General features: G+C 34.5%; 21 protein-coding genes and 1 riboswitch. All 21 genes read left to right on the top strand.

Annotated features, from left to right (window positions below; all coding sequences use genetic code 11):
* The first annotated feature begins 164 nt into the window (after window positions 1-164).
* Window positions 165-2429 carry a MucBP domain-containing protein gene (locus tag PYW37_RS07765; protein ID WP_232238885.1) on the top strand — a complete coding sequence of 755 codons (2265 nt, stop codon included), beginning with the start codon at window positions 165-167 and terminating at the stop codon, window positions 2427-2429.
* Window positions 2429-3022: a hypothetical protein gene (locus PYW37_RS07760; RefSeq protein ID WP_003130983.1), complete on the top strand. Its 594-nt coding sequence runs from the start codon at window positions 2429-2431 to the stop codon at window positions 3020-3022. Before PYW37_RS07765 ends, PYW37_RS07760 begins: the two co-directional genes overlap by 1 nt.
* A 115-nt stretch (window positions 3023-3137) precedes the next feature.
* Window positions 3138-3578, top strand: a complete 441-nt coding sequence (locus PYW37_RS07755; RefSeq protein ID WP_025016624.1) for a hypothetical protein — start codon at window positions 3138-3140, stop codon at window positions 3576-3578.
* A 112-nt stretch (window positions 3579-3690) separates the two neighbouring features.
* Entirely contained in the window at window positions 3691-4335 is a 645-nt protein-coding gene (locus PYW37_RS07750) for a hypothetical protein (RefSeq protein ID WP_023189374.1), read from the top strand.
* Window positions 4336-4391: 56 nt separating this feature from the next.
* Window positions 4392-5003, top strand: a complete 612-nt coding sequence (locus PYW37_RS07745) for a hypothetical protein (protein WP_023189373.1) — start codon at window positions 4392-4394, stop codon at window positions 5001-5003.
* Window positions 5000-5677, top strand: coding sequence for a hypothetical protein (locus tag PYW37_RS07740; RefSeq protein WP_003130987.1), 678 nt, complete (start codon window positions 5000-5002; stop codon window positions 5675-5677). The genes PYW37_RS07745 and PYW37_RS07740 overlap by 4 nt, the downstream gene beginning before the upstream one ends.
* An 18-nt stretch (window positions 5678-5695) precedes the next feature.
* The gene (locus PYW37_RS07735) at window positions 5696-6193 is read left to right on the top strand and encodes a hypothetical protein (protein WP_223848636.1); all 498 of its coding nucleotides are present in this window, start codon (window positions 5696-5698) and stop codon (window positions 6191-6193) included.
* A gap of 158 nt (window positions 6194-6351) precedes the next feature.
* Window positions 6352-6468, top strand: a riboswitch (FMN riboswitch).
* Window positions 6469-6650: 182 nt separating this feature from the next.
* A complete protein-coding gene (ribD, locus tag PYW37_RS07730) occupies window positions 6651-7739 on the top strand; it encodes a bifunctional diaminohydroxyphosphoribosylaminopyrimidine deaminase/5-amino-6-(5-phosphoribosylamino)uracil reductase RibD (RefSeq protein WP_025016623.1) in 1089 nt (362 codons plus the stop codon).
* Window positions 7739-8389 carry a riboflavin synthase gene (locus PYW37_RS07725; protein ID WP_003130990.1) on the top strand — a complete coding sequence of 217 codons (651 nt, stop codon included), beginning with the start codon at window positions 7739-7741 and terminating at the stop codon, window positions 8387-8389. The genes ribD and PYW37_RS07725 overlap by 1 nt, the downstream gene beginning before the upstream one ends.
* An 8-nt stretch (window positions 8390-8397) precedes the next feature.
* Window positions 8398-9594, top strand: coding sequence for a bifunctional 3,4-dihydroxy-2-butanone-4-phosphate synthase/GTP cyclohydrolase II (locus PYW37_RS07720; protein ID WP_023164048.1), 1197 nt, complete (start codon window positions 8398-8400; stop codon window positions 9592-9594).
* Window positions 9595-9621: 27 nt separating this feature from the next.
* The gene (gene ribH / locus PYW37_RS07715; RefSeq protein WP_025016622.1) at window positions 9622-10086 is read left to right on the top strand and encodes a 6,7-dimethyl-8-ribityllumazine synthase; all 465 of its coding nucleotides are present in this window, start codon (window positions 9622-9624) and stop codon (window positions 10084-10086) included.
* A 102-nt stretch (window positions 10087-10188) separates the two neighbouring features.
* Window positions 10189-10641, top strand: coding sequence for a signal peptidase II (gene lspA, locus PYW37_RS07710; protein WP_023189367.1), 453 nt, complete (start codon window positions 10189-10191; stop codon window positions 10639-10641).
* A gap of 60 nt (window positions 10642-10701) precedes the next feature.
* Window positions 10702-11607: an RluA family pseudouridine synthase gene (locus PYW37_RS07705; RefSeq protein ID WP_021722538.1), complete on the top strand. Its 906-nt coding sequence runs from the start codon at window positions 10702-10704 to the stop codon at window positions 11605-11607.
* A gap of 147 nt (window positions 11608-11754) precedes the next feature.
* On the top strand, window positions 11755-12198 hold the full coding sequence (locus PYW37_RS07700) for a divergent PAP2 family protein (protein ID WP_003130996.1): 444 nt from the start codon (window positions 11755-11757) through the stop codon (window positions 12196-12198).
* Between the two features lie 139 nt (window positions 12199-12337).
* On the top strand, window positions 12338-13960 hold the full coding sequence (locus PYW37_RS07695; RefSeq protein WP_025016621.1) for a glycosyltransferase family 39 protein: 1623 nt from the start codon (window positions 12338-12340) through the stop codon (window positions 13958-13960).
* Window positions 13961-13962: 2 nt separating this feature from the next.
* A complete protein-coding gene (locus tag PYW37_RS07690; RefSeq protein ID WP_025016620.1) occupies window positions 13963-14919 on the top strand; it encodes a glycosyltransferase family 2 protein in 957 nt (318 codons plus the stop codon).
* A gap of 125 nt (window positions 14920-15044) precedes the next feature.
* Entirely contained in the window at window positions 15045-15731 is a 687-nt protein-coding gene (locus PYW37_RS07685; protein ID WP_023164051.1) for a response regulator transcription factor, read from the top strand.
* A 19-nt stretch (window positions 15732-15750) separates the two neighbouring features.
* Window positions 15751-16266, top strand: a complete 516-nt coding sequence (locus PYW37_RS07680; RefSeq protein ID WP_023189363.1) for a DUF2127 domain-containing protein — start codon at window positions 15751-15753, stop codon at window positions 16264-16266.
* A gap of 3 nt (window positions 16267-16269) precedes the next feature.
* Window positions 16270-17595, top strand: a complete 1326-nt coding sequence (locus PYW37_RS07675; protein WP_044009645.1) for a sensor histidine kinase — start codon at window positions 16270-16272, stop codon at window positions 17593-17595.
* A 6-nt stretch (window positions 17596-17601) separates the two neighbouring features.
* Window positions 17602-18258: a phosphatase PAP2 family protein gene (locus tag PYW37_RS07670; protein WP_025016619.1), complete on the top strand. Its 657-nt coding sequence runs from the start codon at window positions 17602-17604 to the stop codon at window positions 18256-18258.
* Between the two features lie 180 nt (window positions 18259-18438).
* Complete coding sequence (glmS, locus tag PYW37_RS07665) at window positions 18439-20256, top strand: glutamine--fructose-6-phosphate transaminase (isomerizing) (RefSeq protein ID WP_025016618.1); 1818 nt, start codon at window positions 18439-18441, stop codon at window positions 20254-20256.
* The last annotated feature ends 51 nt before the right edge of the window (window positions 20257-20307 follow it).

The following is a 20307-nucleotide window of genomic DNA, read 5'->3' as shown; positions in this document are numbered from 1 at the left end:
TTGATATGATTTATACAGTAGCATCAAGTGATAAAGACAGTTGGTAAGCCAATGAAGGAGCAGAAGGAATTCCGCAAGGACTTACTTTTACTGGCGAACAAAATATCGCGGAGTCAGGCGGAAATTCTATTGTTTGTCTATACAATGGGGCAAATGCGCTTAGTTTGATTTACCAGATTGTCAAACATGATACGACGACAGAAGTTCCGGTTGTTGCTTCATTTATCACGACAGATATTGACAATGCACAAGGCGTCCAAACAAACCTAGCGAATTTCGTGACCATTTTACCTCAAACGACCAATCTCAAACAAGATGGAGATACTATCTACGACGCTTCGCCGAATTATCCAGGGTTAGATGGTGTGGCTAGTCTTCCTTATGGTGGTTATTTGGGTGCTGGATTTGTTTCAGAGTTCTATTACAATTACTATGCACCAGCACCCGAACGGGCCGATGACAGCTATTTCTTTGCACAAGGTGTTCGTTATGACTTGTTTGGCCCAGCGCTACAAGCTCACATGAACACTCAAATTCGCCAAAATTTCACAGTAAATTATTACGATGAGTTTGGACATAAAATCCAAGAGACTGACCATTATCTTGGATTTACAGGACAAGATTACAATCTTCCTATCCCAACGATTAAGGGTTTTGGCTTTGTGAATTTAACCGAGAATGATGCTAGTAAGAACAACCCTGTCATCAACCTCATCTATAATCATAATTTGCCCACTTATTATGGGAACCACAATAATAATATTTATTATCAAGGGACAGCTTATACGCCTAGTTTCACAATTGGTTACCAGAACATAGGAAACCCTGAGGCAAGTATTACTTACACGCCAGTTAATAATGGTAAGGCAAGTTCTGTCACTCTTCCTCTGATTATGGCTGGCGGAAAAACGGATATTATCTATCCAAACTATAATAGTGTAGCCAATAATAAGACCGTTCCTAATGTCGTATCAGGCGTAGATTACTATTACATGGCAAAGAATTTGGGCATCACAGTAGATCAGGCAAAAGAATTATACTCTGATTTATATGTGGCCTCTACCAGCCTTGAAAAAAATCCTAATGACGGTTTTGCGGATTATTTGGCTGGAGTACACTATGGAGGGTCAGATTTTGGGAGTTTACTTCAAAAACCATTGAATGCACTACCCAATGGACTAAATTATAGTTCTGGAACTAATTATCAGTTCAAGGAAATAGTCGAAAAAGTTTCGACAGTAGATTTATCACACTTAGGCACCTCCATTGCCTCTTATAATCAGAATGGATTAACAGGCATACTAGGAGATGGATTAGCAGGGCTCCCCGTTGGATGGGTAGGAAATCCATATGCTGGAGTGTTTGGTGGAATTTCATTTTTTGAAGCAAAGAATACCAAGCTGATGAGTAATAGTTTGATTGGTGATGTTCTTACTAATATGGGTAACTTTACCACGAAATCAGGAAGCGCAGATGTCAATGCAGATATGGATGCTTATATTTTAACTCACTATCCAGGTTTTGCGAGTCTTTCACAAGCCGCTGCGATGGCTAAGTATTATAGCATGGCTAACCTTAACATGGAAACTCGTGAAACGATTTACCTTCAATCAATGTCAGGTACGAAAGGAAATTCTGGAATACTTTTAGGAAGTGCAGCTCTGGTATTCTTGAGTCTGAGTTCAATGGCTTCTGTGTACGGGCTGGCAGGTCTAGCCAAAGGTTTGAAAGATGGATTTACTGGCAAAGGCGGGGGAATCATTAACAATGGCAAAATGACAGGACAGCTAGTAGGGCAGTTGGTTAAGATAAATATCAAAGCAGCCCAAGGGCTTATGAAATCCACGGCTACTGTTATTATTAAAAATGCAAGTTCTCATGCGATAACCGCAGTGAAAAATGCAGCCTCAGCATTAAAAAATCAAGCGATTTCTCATTATCAAAATGCGACAAAGACAGTTGCACAAGTTTTCAATAGTTTCAAGGCAAAGGCAATCGCAGTAGGACAAAGCGTAAAAACTTTTATCAACCAAGGTGTAAAAACGGCTCAAAAAGCACTCAATACTGCAATACAAGTTGCTAAGCAAGCGGCTCAAAAAGCTGCACAGCTCGCTTCGTGGGTCAGTCAACAAGCAAGCAATGCTTGGCACGGAGTTCAAACGGCCTATCGAACTGTAAGCTCATGGGTGGGAAATGTCTATAATAATTATGTTGCTCCTACTGTCAATTATGTGACCAATGCAGTTTCAAACGTCTATAATCGCTATGTTGCACCCGTTGTTAATACCGTGGTAAATGCAGGTAAGTCATTGATTCACACGGTTGGTGGATGGATCAATTCAGGAGTACATACGGTTGTAAATATTGCTTCCAATATAGGAAAAACGGTTTCCAAAGTGACCAAAACCATAGGAAGTTGGTTCCACTGATGATGAAAAGAAAAAAAGTCATACTGATTTTAACCGTCTCATTTTCATGTCTAGCACTTTTCATTGGTACATTATCATTTGTTGGAGGAAACCTAGGGAAATATTCCATATACTATGCCCAAAATCTTCCTCATGAAACAGGAACAAACTCCGTAATGACTGCTGTATTTAAGCATTTAGGAGATGTTTATATTCCGTACAATTCTTTGGATAATGATGGAAATAAAATGCTAGAAACCGAGGACAAAACCATTCATTATCAAGCAGGAGGAATGTTCAGTCCTACTATGATAACTGTAAAATCTACAAAGGATGGCGATGTCTTGTTATCTTTGCAAAGTGATTCCCAATTTCCATATTGTATTTATGATTTTACAGAAAATACTTATTATGGTTTTAACCGAGCAGGAACTCTCGTTGCTGAATTTATTGATAGCAATACCAATGTTCTAAGTAGTCATCGGGTTTCAGCTTTAAATACGGTTAATAAGTTGCAAAATGAAATGTATGGCCCAATTATTTCTCATAGAAAAGTTCCAAAAATAAACCTTCAATTTATCTATAATTTTGTGAATGAAGGCAAATTCAAATAGGAAAATGGTTCAAGAGCCTATGGTAAAAATAAAAAAGAAGCGTAAAGTTCTAATTATTACGTTTAGCGTTTGTTTCACCGTGAATTTATCCTTGGTTGTGCTATTCCAAGGATGGGTGAATCTTGGAAAATATTCTGTTTATTATGCCCAGCATTTGCCTCATAAGGTAGGGACGAACCGTGTGATGGTTGCGGTATTTAATAATCTGGATGCCATATACATTCCGAATGCTAACTACAATGTTCCATTTGGAGGAGTGCGAGTGAAAACTAGCGAGGGGGATATTGATTATCGCTTTGAAGGATTAAAAATTAATGATATTTCGGTTTTCAAGAAAGGAGAATTATCTTTTAGTTTAAAACCTGAGGCAGGTGGTCTCGATTTAATTGACTTTGTAACTCCATATACATACAATTTTAATTCAAAGGGTGAATTTATTTCTGTGACTTATTCTGAAGAAACGACACCTAAGACAATAAAACCTACGCTACAATATATCATCATTGTTAAAGAAAAATTGAATGAAATGTACGGTTTTATTGTTTCTCATCGGTAACCACCAAAAATAAATTTGCAGTGGATATATAATTTATTCAATTATTGGAGGTTTAATTCATGAATACAGTAAAAAAAGTTGCTAAATCAGTTGGTAATTGGTTTAAGAGTCTATGGTAAGACGTAAAAAGATTGTATTATTTTTGGTTTTCCCACTTGTTTTACTTATTTTATTATTATGGACCTTTCTTTCAATAGAGAAGAATCTCCACGCTTACTCTATTTATTATGCTCAACATGTCCCACATAGAACTGGTACTGACCCTGTTATGTGTGCGGTAATAGATAACTTGGATAATATTTATATTCCGGAACTAAATAAAAAAAGCCATGTGGAGAGGTGGAGAGATGTAGTAAATTTTGTAAGTAATAAAAAGGGCGATATTACATATGATTTTATACAAACTGTAATAAATGTTGAGTTATCCAAAACTGCTCAACTTTCTGTCGGATTCCCTCAGTATAATCCTATTGGACCTAAGGTAAAGTACCAAATAATTTACTCTACTGGAAAGGCTGGAACAAGTTTTTATAACTTTGAACACTCTGAAAGTCAATGTCTATCTTTTGACTTTTCTGGGAGATTGATGTACATATCAAACTTAGATAACAAAGGATTTTATAATTTAAGGAAAAAAACAACAGATTTGAGTTTAAAAAATATAGAAAATTGGAAAAGGGATGCTTATTCAATTATCGTTAAAAAAAGGAAAGTTCCGTCGATAAAGCTTCAATTTCTTTATAACTGGTTGGTTTAATTCATGAATACAGTAAAAAAAGTTGCTAAATCAGTTGGTAATTGGTTTAAAAATCTATGGTGAAAAAAAGAAAAGGGAGGTTTTTAAAAGTATTTTTGTCTATCATCATTTTTATTGTTTTTGTATTATTAATTAGTGGATATGGATACCGAAATTTAAGGGTTTATTCAATATATTATGCACAAAATATTCCTCATAAGTCAGGAACAGACCCTGTTATGTGTGCAGTTATCTTTAATTTATCAAGCGTCTATCTTCCACATGCGGATTGGAGCACAGAAATAGACAGATTCAAAGATAATCAACATTGGGTTCAGTCATATAATAGGTATTTCACATACAATTTTTCTCAATTTGATATAGAATATCACAGGGCAAATCAAGATTTTGTGAGTTTCAGTTGGTATTTTTTTGAGAATACATATAATTTAGTCATTTCTGATAAAAACGATAATATTTACAGGGCCTATGAATTTAATCGTTCGGGTAGATTGTTATCGATTGATATAGGAGATAAGAGTCGAACGATTCCTACAAATAAGGATAAAGAGATTTTATCCTATTGGAAAAATAAACTTTATGGTGATATCGTTCAAAAGAGAAAAAAGCCAATAATCAATCTTCAGTGGCTCTATAATCGGTTAAATTATAAGAGGTTTAATTCATGAGTATGGTGAAAAAAAGAAGAGGTAAGTTTAGAAAAGTATTTTTGCCTATCCTAATATTTATTGTTTCTGTATTAATCATTATTGGATACGGGCACCATAATTTTAGGGTCTATTCAATTTATTATGCGCAGAATATTCCTCATAAATCAGGGACAGCCCCTGTTATGTGCGCCGTAATAGATAATCTGAATAGTATTTATATTCCTAATCTTAATGAAAAAAGTCGTTATGATAATTGGAGAGATGTAGTGAACACTGTAAGTGATAGGACAGGTGTGATTGAATATGATTTTGTGAACAATAGTATTCTGATAGGAAAAACTTTTGAGGATTTAGAGGGGATATCTCCTTTGAATCAGGATAAATTTATCTCAGGTATAAATATGTATACTAGAAAGAAAATTGGATACGTTTTAAATTTCAATATCACAAAAAATAAATTAATAAAAGAATATAAGGTCTATTATAGTAATCAAGGGAGATTTGAAAAAATATTCATTATTGAAAATAACACCGAAAAAGGATTTAGTGTCACGGAGTATAAAAATAATTTAGCAACGATATCCAAACTTCAACAAAAATTATATGGTTCAATTATTCAAAAAAGCCAAGTTCCGTTGATAAATCTTCAAATGCTTTATAACTGGCTGAATTATAAGAGATTTAATTCATGAGAACAAAGGATGAAAATGATGAACAAAAATACACAGAAAACAGATACTACTCCGAAAAAGAAAAGAATTTTGCCATGGTTAATTCCTTTGATTGTGGGGATGATATTTTTATCTCTTGTGATTACCCTTTTTAGTGTTTCCAAAGTAGCGAAAATTTATCATCAGGTAGAAAAACAAGAGTTACTAGACGAGGTAACTCACACGATAAATAATGGGAAAAAGCAACTTGTAACTTCTCAAGGTTCAAATCCATTTTATATAGATATTAAAGCAAGTGAAAGTTGCACAGATACCATTGTTGTAACTTTGATAGTCGAAAATGATTATGTTTCTTATATCAAAAATGATATGCCTATGATAAAAAAATGGATAATAGAGGGAATGGAGAGTGCAGAAGGAATAAAACTTACAAAATCAGAACATCAATGGGTTAAAGAGATGAATTTTAAAATGAGATTTGTTTTAAAGGACAAGACAGGAAAAATTCTTGGGGGCTTTGATTATAAAATTAAATAATATTTAACTATAGTGGACTTTAATAAAGTAGGGTGATGTTCGCTTGTACTATCTGTCTGTGAACTTTTAATGTTTGATTTTAATTTGTTAACTTAAAGAATACGTTTTTATTTCTTGACAATCTTTAAATTTAAATGCTATACTTTAGCTACAATTGAATAAATCTTCAGGGCAGGGTGTAATTCCCTACCGGCGGTATAGCCCGCGAGCTGCTTGCAGCATGATTCGGTGAAACTCCGAGGCCGACAGTATAGTCTGGATGAAAGAAGATAATAAAACCATAATACTCTAGTCAGTATTATGTCTATTTAGCCTAAAACTCTGGAGTGAATTGATACAATTCACTCCATTTTTGGTTTTTTGAGCTGCTTTTTTGCTCAAAAAAAAATAGAAAATTTATCAAAAGACCCTGAAATTTTATTTTAGGGTCTTATTTTTTATTAGAAAGGATGAATAGATGAAAAAAGACGAATACTACATGGATTTAGCAATTGTACTTGCAAAAAAAGGAGGTGGTAATGTCAACCCTAACCCTCAAGTAGGAGCCCTTATTGTCAAAGAAGGGAGAATTATTGGTCAAGGTTATCATGAAAAATATGGGAAAGCTCACGCGGAAATCAATGCTTTTAAGGATTGTAACGAATCTCCCGAAGGAGCCACGCTTTATGTGACCTTAGAGCCTTGTGCGCATCAGGGAAAACAACCCCCTTGTTTTGAAGCGATTATAAAAAATGGAATTAAGCGTGTTGTTATCGGGCATTTAGACCCCAATCCCTTGGTTTCAGGAAAAGGAATTAAAGTAATGAGAGAAGCTGGAATTGAAGTTTCTCTCAATGTTTTAGAAAAAGAATGTGAAGAATTAAATAAAATTTTCTTTTATTATGTTAGTCAAGGGCTTCCCTATGTCATGATGAAGTATGCAATGACTTTAGACGGAAAAATTGTGACATCAGCAGGTCAATCAAAATGGATTACAGGTGAAATTGCAAGACAGAAAGTACATCAAGACCGTTCACGTTTTATGGCAATTATGATTGGTGTTGAAACGCTTATTTTAGATGATCCACAACTCTCTGTCAGGTTGGAAAATGGAAAAAATCCGATAAGAATCATTTGTGATACTCATTTAAGAAGTCCTTTGGCTTCCAAGATTGTTTCCACAGCTACTGAAATTCCAACGATTATTGCTACAGCTGAGTCTGACCCCGAAAAACAAGCTCCCTTTCTTAAAGCGGGTTGTGAAATTATCTTAGTTTCTTGCCTAGAAGGAAGATTGAATTTGAAAGAATTGACCAAAAAGTTAGGAGAAAAGGGGATTGACAGTATCATCTTGGAAGGTGGAGGAACATTAAATGCTTCGGCATTAAAAGCAGGGATAGTCCAAAAAGTTCAAACTTATATTGCCCTTAAAATATTTGGTGGAAAAGAAGCACCAAGTCCAGTTGAAGGACATGGAATCGAGCAACCCAATCAAGCCTATCTCCTAGAAGGGGCTCAAATAACCTATCTAGGAGAAGATATTTTATTAGAAAGTGAGCTTCTTTAATGTTTACAGGAATAATTGAAGAATTAGGGGAAGTGAGTCGCCTGCAAAAAAGAGAAAAATCCTTCAAAATTAGTATCCGTGCTTCCTTGATTTTAGAGGATATGAAACTTGGAGATTCTATTTCAACAAATGGTTTATGCCTGACCGTTTCTGAATTTAATCAAAAAGAATTTACGGCTGATATTATGCCTGAAAGTCTAAATCGCTCAAATCTTGGGACCTTAAATGTGGGTGCCAAAGTTAACTTAGAACGAGCGATGCCATTAAATGGCCGATTTGGTGGGCATATTGTGTCAGGGCATATTGATGGAGTTGGCCAGATTTTAGAAGTAAAAAAAGAAGAAAATGCCATCTGGTTTGAAATCAAAACGAGCTTAAATTTAATGAGATACACCGTCGAAAAAGGCTCGATTACGATTGATGGGATTAGTCTTACAGTTGCTCAGGTTAAGTCGAAATCTTTTAGTGTTTCCATTATTCCACATACGCTCAAAGAAACGATAATGGCAGATAAAAAAGTGGGTGATACTGTTAATTTAGAAAATGATATTTTGGGGAAATATATAGAAAAATTATGGGGCGATAGTAGTTCTTCGATGAAAGAATCTTCAGTAACTAAAGAAAAGCTATTTAACAACGGATTTTTATAGGAGATAAAATGTTCCAATATAATAAAGTAGAAGAAGCACTTGCTGCACTTAAAGCAGGGGAAATGATTATCGTTAGTGACGATGAAAATAGAGAAAATGAGGGCGACCTTATCTGTGCGGCCGAATTTATCAGTCCAGAAATAATTAATTTTATGGCAAGTGAGGCCAAAGGATTGATATGCGCACCACTCAGTGAAACTTATGCTAAGAATTTACAATTAGAAGCAATGGTAGAGAAAAATACAGATAATCATGGAACAGCTTTTACAGTTTCGGTTGATCATATTGAAACTAGCACAGGAATTTCGGCTTTTGAACGGGCCTTAACCATAAAAAAACTTGTTGATGCCGAGAGTTTACCAAGTGATTTTCGTAGACCAGGTCATGTATTTCCACTTATTGCCAAGAAAAATGGTCTTTTTGAGCGAAATGGTCATACTGAGGCTACGGTTGACTTGTTGCGTCTGGCTGGTTTAAAAGAAGTAGGTGTCTGCGTTGAAATAATGGACGAAGATGGAACAATGATGCATAAGGAGAAACTGAAGGAAAAAGCGCAAGAGTGGGGCTTGAAATATATCACAATTAAAGCTATTCAAGAGTATCTTAAGCAAAATGAACTACAAGTAGAACAGGTGACTAGAGCTAAACTACCGACGAAATATGGTATGTTTGATATTTTAGGATTTGTCAATAAAATAAATGGTGAGCACCATGTTGCTTTAGTTAAAGGAGATATTGGTGACGGTCAAGCTATTCTTTGCCGCGTTCACTCAGAATGCTTAACTGGTGATGCTTTTGGTTCTTTGAAATGTGACTGCGGTGGACAATTAGAAGAAGCATTAAAAAAAATAAATGATGAGGGGCGTGGCGTGCTTTTATATCTTCGACAAGAAGGACGTGGAATTGGTTTGATTAATAAACTTCGTGCCTACTCACTTCAAGATGAAGGACTTGATACGGTTGAAGCTAATTTAGCTTTGGGGTTTGAAGAAGATGAGCGAGAATATTCTATTGGAGCACAAATTTTAAAAATAATTGGGGTGAAATCATTGAAATTAATGACTAATAATCCGCAAAAGATTAATGATTTTCAAAAATATGGTCTAGTAGTTGAAGAAAGAGTAGCTCTCCAAATCAAAGATAACCCCTTTGACCTTGATTATTTAAAAGTAAAACAAAATAAAATGGGACATTTGTTTGACTAAAGTAAAATAGAAAGTAAGGATAGAAATATGACAATTATTGAAGGAAATTTAAGAACAAAGAATGCAAAATATGGGATTGTAGTTGCTCGATTTAATGAATTTATCAATGCAAAACTTTTGTCAGGAGCATTAGATGCACTCAAAAGACATGGAGTCCAGGAAGAAGAAATTGATATAGCATGGGTTCCAGGTGCATTTGAAATTCCCATTATTGCCCAAAAAATGGCGACTTCCAATAAATATGAAGCAATTATATGTTTAGGGACTGTCATCAGAGGCTCAACTTCTCATTATGATTTTGTTTGTAATGAAGTTTCTAAGGGGATTGCTCATGTTTCCTTAAACTCTAATATTCCGGTCATGTTTGGTGTACTAACAACTGAAAATAGAGAACAAGCCATTGAGCGTGCAGGCACAAAAGCTGGAAATAAAGGTTTTGAAGTAGCGGTTGGAGCAATTGAAATGGTTGATTTAATGAGAAAGATTGGCTAATTTATCTATAAGTGCATTTATTTAAATGCGCTTTTTATTTTGAAATAGGATAAAAACTGTTCTAGCGAGCTATCAGATTGCGAAATATGCTATAATTAAAGCATGAAAAAACTACTGTCACTTGTTATTATCGTTGTCGGAATTGTTGCTGACCAAATTTTTAAAAATTGGATTGTTGCTAATATTCAGCTTGGAGATACAGAAAAAATTTGGCCTAATGTTCTTAGTTTAACTTATATCAAAAATGATGGAGCAGCTTGGTCTTCATTTTCAGGTCAACAATGGTTTTTCCTTATCTTAACACCGATCGTCTTAGTTGTTGCCCTTTGGTTTTTATGGAAAAAAATGGCACAAAACTGGTATTTTATTGGATTAACTTTAATTATTACGGGTGCTTTGGGAAATTTTATTGACCGAATTCGTCAAGGATTTGTTGTTGATATGTTCCAAACTGAATTTATTAATTTTCCAATTTTTAATATTGCGGATATCTTATTATCTGTTGGTTTTGTTCTTCTTTTCATTGCAATTTTGACAGACAAAGAAACAAAATAAATTGATTAAAAAATCACTGACAGAAAGTTTTATTTAACATTTATAAAAAGGAAAACACACTTGCCTATCATAAAAATTAACGAAGAAAACAAAGGCTTACGTCTTGACAAGGCGCTTGCCAATCAAACAGAATACTCACGGAGCTTACTGACAGAACTTATCAAAAATGATAAAGTATTTGTTAACAGTGAAGCAAAAAAAGCAAAGTATAAAGTAAAAGTAGGGGACAGGATTGAATTTGAAATTCCAGAAGCGGAAGTTCTTGATATTGTTGCTGAAGATTTGCCACTAGAAATCATTTATGAAGATTCAGATGTTGCAGTAGTAAATAAACCTCAAGGAATGGTAGTTCATCCTGCAGCCGGTCATGCTTCAGGGACATTGGTTAATGCAATCATGTATCATATCAAAGATCTTTCAAGCATTAATGGTGTAATTCGTCCAGGAATTGTGCATCGTATTGATAAGGATACGAGTGGTCTTTTGATGATTGCCAAAAATGATAAAGCACACGAAAGTTTGGCAGCACAATTAAAAGATAAGACTAGCAAACGTCGTTATTTAGCGATTGTCCACGGTGAAATTGCTAATGATAAAGGAACCATTGAAGCGCCAATTGGTCGTAATCTTAAAGATCGCAAAAAACAAGCCGTAGTTTCTGGCGGAAAACCAGCCGTGACTCATTTTGAGGTTTTAGAACGATTTTATGGCTATACTTTGATTGCATTACGCTTGGAAACTGGGCGTACACATCAGATTCGTGTACATATGAATTACATTGGTCATCCTGTGGCTGGTGATCCACTCTATGGGCCAAATAAAACATTGACACCTAATAAAGGGCAATTTTTGCATGCTGAAACATTAGGTTTTGACCATCCAACAACTGGTGAGTTTATGGAATTCCAAGTTGATGCCCCTGAAATATTCAATGAACAATTAGAAAAGCTTAGAGAACAAGTTTAAACTTGTTCTTTTTTGTATTTAAAAAAGAACTATATTTACTGACAGACTTTCTGTATTTGTCAGCAAATCAGACTTCAATAAAAGATAGATGATGTATAATAGAGTTACTGATAGTTAGTAGGTTTTTATTAGTAAAAGGAGACTATTATGAACTTTTTTAATCAGATTTTTCATAATCAAATTTTAATGACAGCCATTGTGAGTTGGGCTCTGGCTCAGTTAATTAAAATAATTATCGAACTTATTCGGACACATCGTATTAATTGGCAATTAATTTTTGCAACAGGTGGAATGCCCAGCTCTCATAGTTCATTGGTTGTTGCTTTGGCAACGGCTACTGGATTGAGACAAGGATTTGATTCATCGCTTTTTGCTATTGCTACTGTTTTAGCCTTCGTTGTTTTATATGATGCCCAAGGTATTAGAAGACAGGCAGGAAATCAAGCCAGAATTATTAATCGAATGTTACAAAATGTCGAAAATGCCGGAATCAAAGTAGATAAAAATTTAAAAGAATTATTGGGGCATACACCAATTCAAGTGATGGGTGGAACAATTTTAGGAATAATTGTTGCTTTAGTAATGAATTAAGAAAAAATTCTGTTGCAATCAGAGTCGTAAGCGTTAACTATAGTGTAGTTTATAAATGCGAAGTAAAAAATGAGAAATTATCATCTAAAAATTAAGGTTATTGTAAGAAACAAAAGCCAAGCTATGGTAAAATGGCAATATGAATAATATAGTATTTATTAAGTATAAAAAAGGATTCTGTCTTGCATTAATGATAGGAATCTTTCTTTTAATTAACGGGATTGCTATTTCTTTGACGCAAGTGTGGAACGCAGATCACATCATTGCGCTTTTGTTAGGAAATATTCTTTTAATAGCAGCCTATTTTTATTTTGTTGGAATTTATAAATTATCGAAAAAACTTTTTGACTCGAAGAATAAAAATGAAACTACTGACAAGTCTGTCAGTAAAATTGAGTTACTTACAGACTTGTCAGTAACAAAATATTATCGAATAAGCTTTTGGTTAGTAGCTTTGTTAACTTTTATCTTGCCGTTTCTTTTTATGATTCATGTGCCTGATAGTAAGCATGCTTGGGACTATTTCGTTATATTTAATTCTACGACAGAACTCCATGGTCAATCTTTTGGACTGTTACCTGAAACTGCTTCGCGTTTAGGATATTTTCTTCGTTATCCAAATAATCAATTTTTAGGGATTTTATTTAATCAAGTTTTCTCACCATTTGCAGGAAGTGTTGAACTAAAAATGTGGGTTGTGACAGCAGTGTCTGCACTGTTGACAAGTCTCGGAGTTTTAGCTGGAACCTTAAGTGTTAAGGCTTTGAGCGGGAAAAGACATGCGCTCTTATACAATGTTTGTGCTCTCGGGTTCTTACCTTTTTACGTTTATGGTGCACAACTCTATAGTGATACGATTACACTTCCTTTTGTATCCTTTAGTTTGTTGTTCTTTATATATGCCATTAAATCACAAAAAATAACTCAACAAGTTCTATGGTATTTTTTGGCAACAGTATTGGCAGTTATAGGTTATGAATTTAAGCCAACAGTATTAATTGTGCTTATTGCTGTTTTGATTTTCCTTGGACTTAATAAAAAATGGAAACAACTTTTGCTTTTACTCCCAATGTTTGCTATTTTATTTGTTGGGGGACATTTCATGGTTAAAGCAACTATTGCGACCGAGCCAGCTTTTTCTCAAGAGGCTAATGAACGTCGTAATCTTCCGATGATGCACTGGATTGCTATGTCTTGGTCGCCAACTAATAAAACGGGTGGATTCAATAAGAAAGTGAGGCTTTATTCTGAATCTTTCCCAACTTATGAAGCGAAAAAAGAGGCTGATAAACAACTCTTCATAGACAATCTTAAGAAGATGGGACCTGTCGGAGTTGTGCGACAAATTGGACGTAAGTTGACCTATACTTGGTTATATGGTGATTTGAACAGTTCGTTTTATACTTATCATCATGAAAATAAATTTATTAATCGTTACTTTGATTATTTATCAGGAACCTCATTTTCTTTGGATGGCCCTGGTAATATAACAGGTTGGTTTATGCTAAAGGCTGTTCAAACCCTTTATTGGATTGGCCTAGTTGTTTTGCTGTGGCGTCAAATCTGGCGAATTTTAATCAGCAAGAGAAATTGGTCAAATCCCTGGTTTATTCCAGCTTTGGTCTTTGTTGGATTGAGTTTTTTCCTTATTCTATGGGAAACAAATTCACGTTACCTTTATCAATTTGCCCCCGTTATGATTGCTTTAGCAAGTTTAGGTTTAATAGATAAGCAGTTTAAAAAGAAAAAAATTAAGGAGTGAATATGACTAAGATTCTTTATATGGTCCTGCCATGTTACAATGAAGAACTAGTACTTGATGAAACTTCCGAACGTCTCAAGGCTAAATATGAACAATTGATTTCAAATAATATTATTAGTCCAAAAAGTAGAGTTGTCTATGTTAATGATGGCTCAAAAGATAAGACTTGGGAAAAAATTCAAGGAAAACATAATGAAAATCCGATGTTTAGTGGGATTAATCTCTCAAGAAATCGCGGACATCAAAATGCTTTGCTCGCTGGTTTAATGACCGTGAGAAATTTAGCAGATTGCGTTATTTCAATGGATGCAGATTTGCAAGATGATATTAATGCAATTGATGAAATGCTTGAAAAATTTGAAAATGAGAACTGTGATATCGTTTATGGTGTACGGGATAATCGGGACACTGATACAGTTTTCAAAAGAAGAACCGCTGGAGCTTTTTATAAATTAATGCAAGGTTTGGGGAGCCAAAGTGTTCCTAATCATGCTGATTTTCGTTTAATGAGTCGCCGTGCCCTTGACGGTTTAGCTCAATTTCCTGAACAAAATCTCTTCTTAAGAGGAATGGTTCCTTTGGTTGGCTATAAATCTGATATCGTTTACTATAAACGTGGAGAACGTTTTGCTGGTGAAAGTAAGTATCCTTTGAAAAAAATGATTAGTTTTGCGCTGGATGGAATTACTTCAACATCAGCTGCACCGATGCGTTTGATTTTTTGGATTGGTTTAATTTGGTTTTTGCTAGCTATTGTAGGAGCAATTTATATTATTGCTCGCCATTTTATTAATGGTTCTGACGTTGCAGGTTGGGCTTCGACAATGCTGGCTATTGTTGGATTTGGAGGGGCTAATCTATTAGCTCTAGGTGTAATTGGTGAATATATTGGAAAAATCTTCTTGGAAGTTAAACAACGTCCTCGTTATCTGATTGAAGACTTCATTAACGAAGATTAAAAATGATAAATTATCATTAATTATTCAGAAAAACCGTATGGTTTTTTTGTTTTAAGCTTGTTATAATGAGCAAGTAAATAAAAATTTTTGATTACATTTGCAATTAAAGAAAGGCGAGGTGCCAAATGAGCTACCATGTTTTGATTGTTGAAGACGAACCGAGTCTATCTGATTATGTCAAAAAAGAGTTGATTTTTGAAGATTATCAAGTTTCAACCGCTTTTGATGGCCTTTCTGCTTTGGAAATATTTGAAACTGCTAAGCCTGCTATTGATGTTGTTTTGCTTGATTGGATGATTCCAAAATTAGATGGCTTGACAGTGTTACGTCGAATGAAAAAAATTCAGCCTGATACACCAATTATCTTCTTGACAGCGCGTGATTATATTGGAGATAAAGTCGCCGGTCTTGATGCGGGAGCAGATGATTATATTACTAAACCTTTTGAAATTGAGGAGCTATTGGCTCGGCTGAGGTTGATTTTTAGGAAATGGTCAAATTCTTCTTCCAAGGTCTATGAACTTGATTACTTAAAAGTTGATTTAAGTGCTCATACAACAGAAGTGGCTGGTAAAACAGTCAATTTGACCCAAAGAGAATTTTCTTTGTTAAGCTATTTTTTAGAACATCGTGGTATAGTGGTAAGTCGAGCAGATATTTTGGATGATGTATGGGGCATGGATTTTGACGGTCAGGAAAATACCGTGGATGCTTATGTTCGCTACCTTCGTGCTAAAATTGATTTGCCAAATCATAAATCTCTCATTGAAACCGTTCGTGGTATAGGTTATCGTTTAAATAACGAAAACTGAGAGAGGAAAAGAGGTAGCCATGAATAAAGTGAAAAATAAAGAAGAATTATTAGATGTTAGTTTTAACACAATGCTTCTGGGTAAAAGTATTTTTGCTTTTGTTGAATTTATATCAGGTTTACTTTTAATCTTTGTTCCACTTGATTTAATTAAAGCAACTATTCACCATCTTGCACTGGCTATTTCTCTAAGCTCGTTCTCTACGATGATTACAAATGCAGGAGAAAGGCTGACCAATGATGCTACTTTATTTGCTATTGTATATTTACTTTTACATGGTGCACTAAAGTTGGTGACGTTGGCTCTGCTCTGGAAAAAGATTCTATGGTCATACCCCTTATCAATATTACTTTTAGTTGGTTTTATTCTTTATCAAATCTTTGAATTTTTTAATCATGGGTCAATTTCAATGCTCGTTTTATGTGCGGTTGACGTATTGATGATTATTTTAACCTTATTAGAATACCGTAAGTTAAAAGCACATATTTCAAAAGAGGGCTCATACTCTTCCTTAAAAAATAGTAAAGTAAATTAGCGAATGAAAGAAATAGAATCAAAAACAAGTGCCAAAATTATTACCGATACTTTTGTCCGTATTTTCTTAATTTTTAGTCTGTTGATTACAATCATTGTTTCCGGAATTGTTGCATTTACAAGTTTACAAATCCGTAAGAGTGAGGGAGCGGCACTTTTAAATTCCGTTCAAACGGCAGCAACTAATGGGCAAGTGAATTGGGATGAATTTAAACTTGATAGTGAAAAAGACGAAAAAGCTACATTTGTTCGACTGACAAGTCCTTCAGGTCAAAGAGAAGAGAGTCAAGGAACAACAAATTTTTTAAAATCACGAAAATCTTGGGGAAATTTTAGTCTATTAAGAGATGATATCTTTTTATATAGTTCAAAAACTTCTAAAAATGGAACCAAAGCCGAATTATGGTTGAATATAAATGTTGTAGTTAAATCGATGATTAGAGCTATATTAGTTATTATTGCTGTCATGATTTCCCTCTTTTTCCTTGCTTTGATTTTAATTCAAAAAGCAGCCAGAACGATTAGTCAGCCTTTGACAGATATTGTGGTGGCAACTGATGGAAAGGATGTTAAACAAGTTCCTGTCAGTAAAAATCCTCTTGAAGTTCATCAGTTAAGTCAAAGTTTCAATCGTTTGCTCAATCGACTGAATCAAAAAATTGAAAATGAGCAACAATTTGTCTCGGATGCTTCACATGAGCTAAGAACGCCAGTTGCTGCAATTCGCGGACATGTGAATTTACTCAAAAGACGTTGGCATGAACATCCGGAAATTGTTGATGAGTCACTTTCTTATATTGATGAAGAATCAATGAGAATGAAAGTTTTAATCGAAAATTTACTGACCATTTCTAGAGGAAATCATTTAGAAATAAAAAAAGAAAGAATTAACTTAAGTAAATTTACTGACAAAGTGGTCAGTGAAATTCAACTCGCGCTAAGACAAAAAATAAACTTTGATATCCAAACAGATTTATTTGTCAGCATGGATAAAATGGCGCTATACAAAATTATTATTATCTTTCTTGAAAATGCTGGAAAATATTCACCTTCCAACTCAGAAATTAAAATAAATATTACTTTGGAAAATCATCAAGTTGATTTTCAGGTTGCTGACGAAGGTATTGGCGTTCCAGAAGAAGAAAAAGATAATATTTTTGAACGATTTTATCGAATTGATAAATCTCGTTCAAGTGAAATTCCTGGAACAGGACTTGGTTTGGCAGTTGCGAAGGAATATGCACAATTGAATGATGCCAAAGTCTTTGTTTCAAATAATTCTCCGAAAGGGTCAATTTTTCATCTCCTAATGGAGTCTATAGAAAACTAATTAATTATGAATAAAAAAATCTATTATATTTCGGGTGCTGTTACCACCCTTGCCTTTTTAATTTTAGCGCTCTTTGTTAAAATTGATTTTACTCATGGTCCATTTCCTTTTGATCGACCAATTCAAACTTGGGCTTTTCATTTACAAGGCTCTTCGGGACTCACTTACTTTTTCTCTCATATGACAAATATTTTTGGAGATAAAGGTGGAATAATTGTCGCAGCTCTACTTGCTTTGGTTTTATATCTTCTCTTTAAACAGAAAGAAGCAACAATCTGGTTTGCGGCAACAGTTGTTTTAAGCCTTGCTTTAAATACTGTTATTAAAGTAATTATTGGTCGAGAACGTCCTGATATTCATCGGTTAGCGGCTTTTGCCAATGAAGCTGGGAAAAGTTTTCCAAGCGGACATTCCATTTTTGCAACAATTATTTTTGGAAGTATTTTCTTTATCTGTCTAGGAAAACTTAAAAATCGTTCTTCTAAAATTTTATTAGGCATTTTATGTATTATATTAATTGCATTAGTAATGTTTTCAAGAATTTTTGTAGGGGTACATTATCCAAGTGATACAATCGGCGGATTTCTCGAAGGAATTAGTATTCTATTACTTACTTACCCCACATATATTAAGTATCAAGAAAAATCTAAAAAAACCAATTGATATCAATTGGTTTTTATTAATGTTGAAAATAAATTATACCAATTATCGTCTTTTTGAGTTTTATTAGAAGTTTTATACTTGACAACGACAAATAAGTGTAATATAATGCTATTTATAAATAAATATTAGAAAAATAATTAACTATACCAATTTTAAAGGTGAGTTAAATGGAGCTTTATTATGTGTGGGATTGTTGGTGTTGTAGGTAGTAAAAATGCAACTGATATTTTGATGCAAGGACTAGAAAAACTTGAATATCGTGGTTATGATTCAGCAGGTATTTTTGTAAATGGTCAAGAAACAGCAGCAAAATTAGTTAAATCTGTCGGACGTATTGCAGACTTAAGAGGAAAGTTAGGGATTGATGTTTCAGGAACAGCCGGCATTGGTCACACACGTTGGGCTACTCATGGTAAACCAACGGAAGACAATGCTCATCCACATACTTCAACATCAGGTCGCTTTATTTTAGTACATAATGGTGTGATTGAAAATTTTGTTGAACTTAAAAACGAATTTTTGATGAATGATACTTTTAAAGGACAAACCGATACTGAAATTGCGGTTCATTTAATTGCTAAATTTGCTGAAGAAGAAGGACTATCAACACTTGAAGCATTCAAAAAAGCTCTAAGCTTAATTAAAGGTTCTTATGCCTTTGCTCTTATGGATAGCGAAGATGCAGAAGTGATTTATGTTGCCAAAAATAAATCACCATTATTAATCGGCCTTGGCGAAGGCTACAACATGGTCTGCTCAGATGCTATGGCGATGATTCGTGAAACGTCTGAATTTATGGAAATTCACGATAAAGAGCTTGTTGTGTTAATAAAAGATAATGTTACAGTTATGGATTACGAAGGTAATGTACTTTCACGTGAGTCATACACAGCTGAACTTGATTTATCTGACATTGGAAAAGGAACTTATCCTTTCTACATGCTCAAAGAAATTGATGAGCAACCCGCAGTTATGCGTAAACTCATTGCGACTTATGCAAATGAAGATGGAACAATGAAAGTTGATCAAGACATTATCAAAGGAATTCAAGAGGCTGATCGTATTTATATTATTGCCGCCGGAACGTCTTATCATGCAGGTTTTGGGGCAAAAATGATGCTTGAGTCTTTGACAAATACACCGGTTGAACTTGGTCTTGCTTCAGAATGGGGCTATGATATGCCTTTGCTGAGCCAAAAACCATTCTTTATTTTCCTTTCACAGTCTGGTGAAACGGCTGACAGCCGTCAGGTTTTAGTAAAAGTAAATGAATTAGGACTTCCAAGCTTAACAGTTACAAATGTTCCCGGTTCTACTTTGTCACGCGAAGCAACTTATACAATGTTAATCGGTGCTGGACCAGAAATTGCAGTTGCTTCAACCAAAGCATATACAGGACAAATTGCAACTTTGGCTTTTCTTGCAAAGGCAGTTGGTGAGGCTGAAGGGGAAGTTAAAGCAAAAGAATTTGATTTAGTTAAAGAATTGTCTTTAGTTGCTCAATCAATTGAAGCCACTTTATCTGAAAAGGATGAAATTGCAGCAATTGTAGCTGACTTATTGCCAACTACTCGCAATGCCTTCTATATTGGTCGAAAACAAGATTATTATGTAGCAATGGAAGCTTCTCTCAAATTAAAAGAAATTTCTTATATTCAATGTGAAGGATTTGCTGCTGGAGAATTAAAACATGGAACGATTTCATTGATTGAAAAAGGAACTCCAGTACTTGCTTTAATTTCTAATAATGAAGAAGTAGCAGCTCATACTCGTGGAAATGTAATGGAAACAGTGGCTCGTGGAGCCTCAGCTATCACAATTGTTGAAGAAGGAGTGGCTCGTGAAGATGATACAATTGTTGTCAACCAAGTTCATCCTTATTTGTCAGCAATTTCAATGGTTATTCCAACACAGTTAATTGCTTATTATGCGTCAATGCAACGTGGACTTGATGTTGATAAACCACGTAATTTAGCTAAAGCAGTAACAGTTGAATAAAAGTTACTGACAGAAATTTCTGTCAGTAAAATGATAACTAAAAATAAAAAG

The organism is Lactococcus lactis (genome assembly GCF_029023865.1).
GTDB lineage: Bacteria > Bacillota > Bacilli > Lactobacillales > Streptococcaceae > Lactococcus > Lactococcus lactis.
This window is presented reverse-complemented; position numbering and strand designations above follow the sequence as displayed.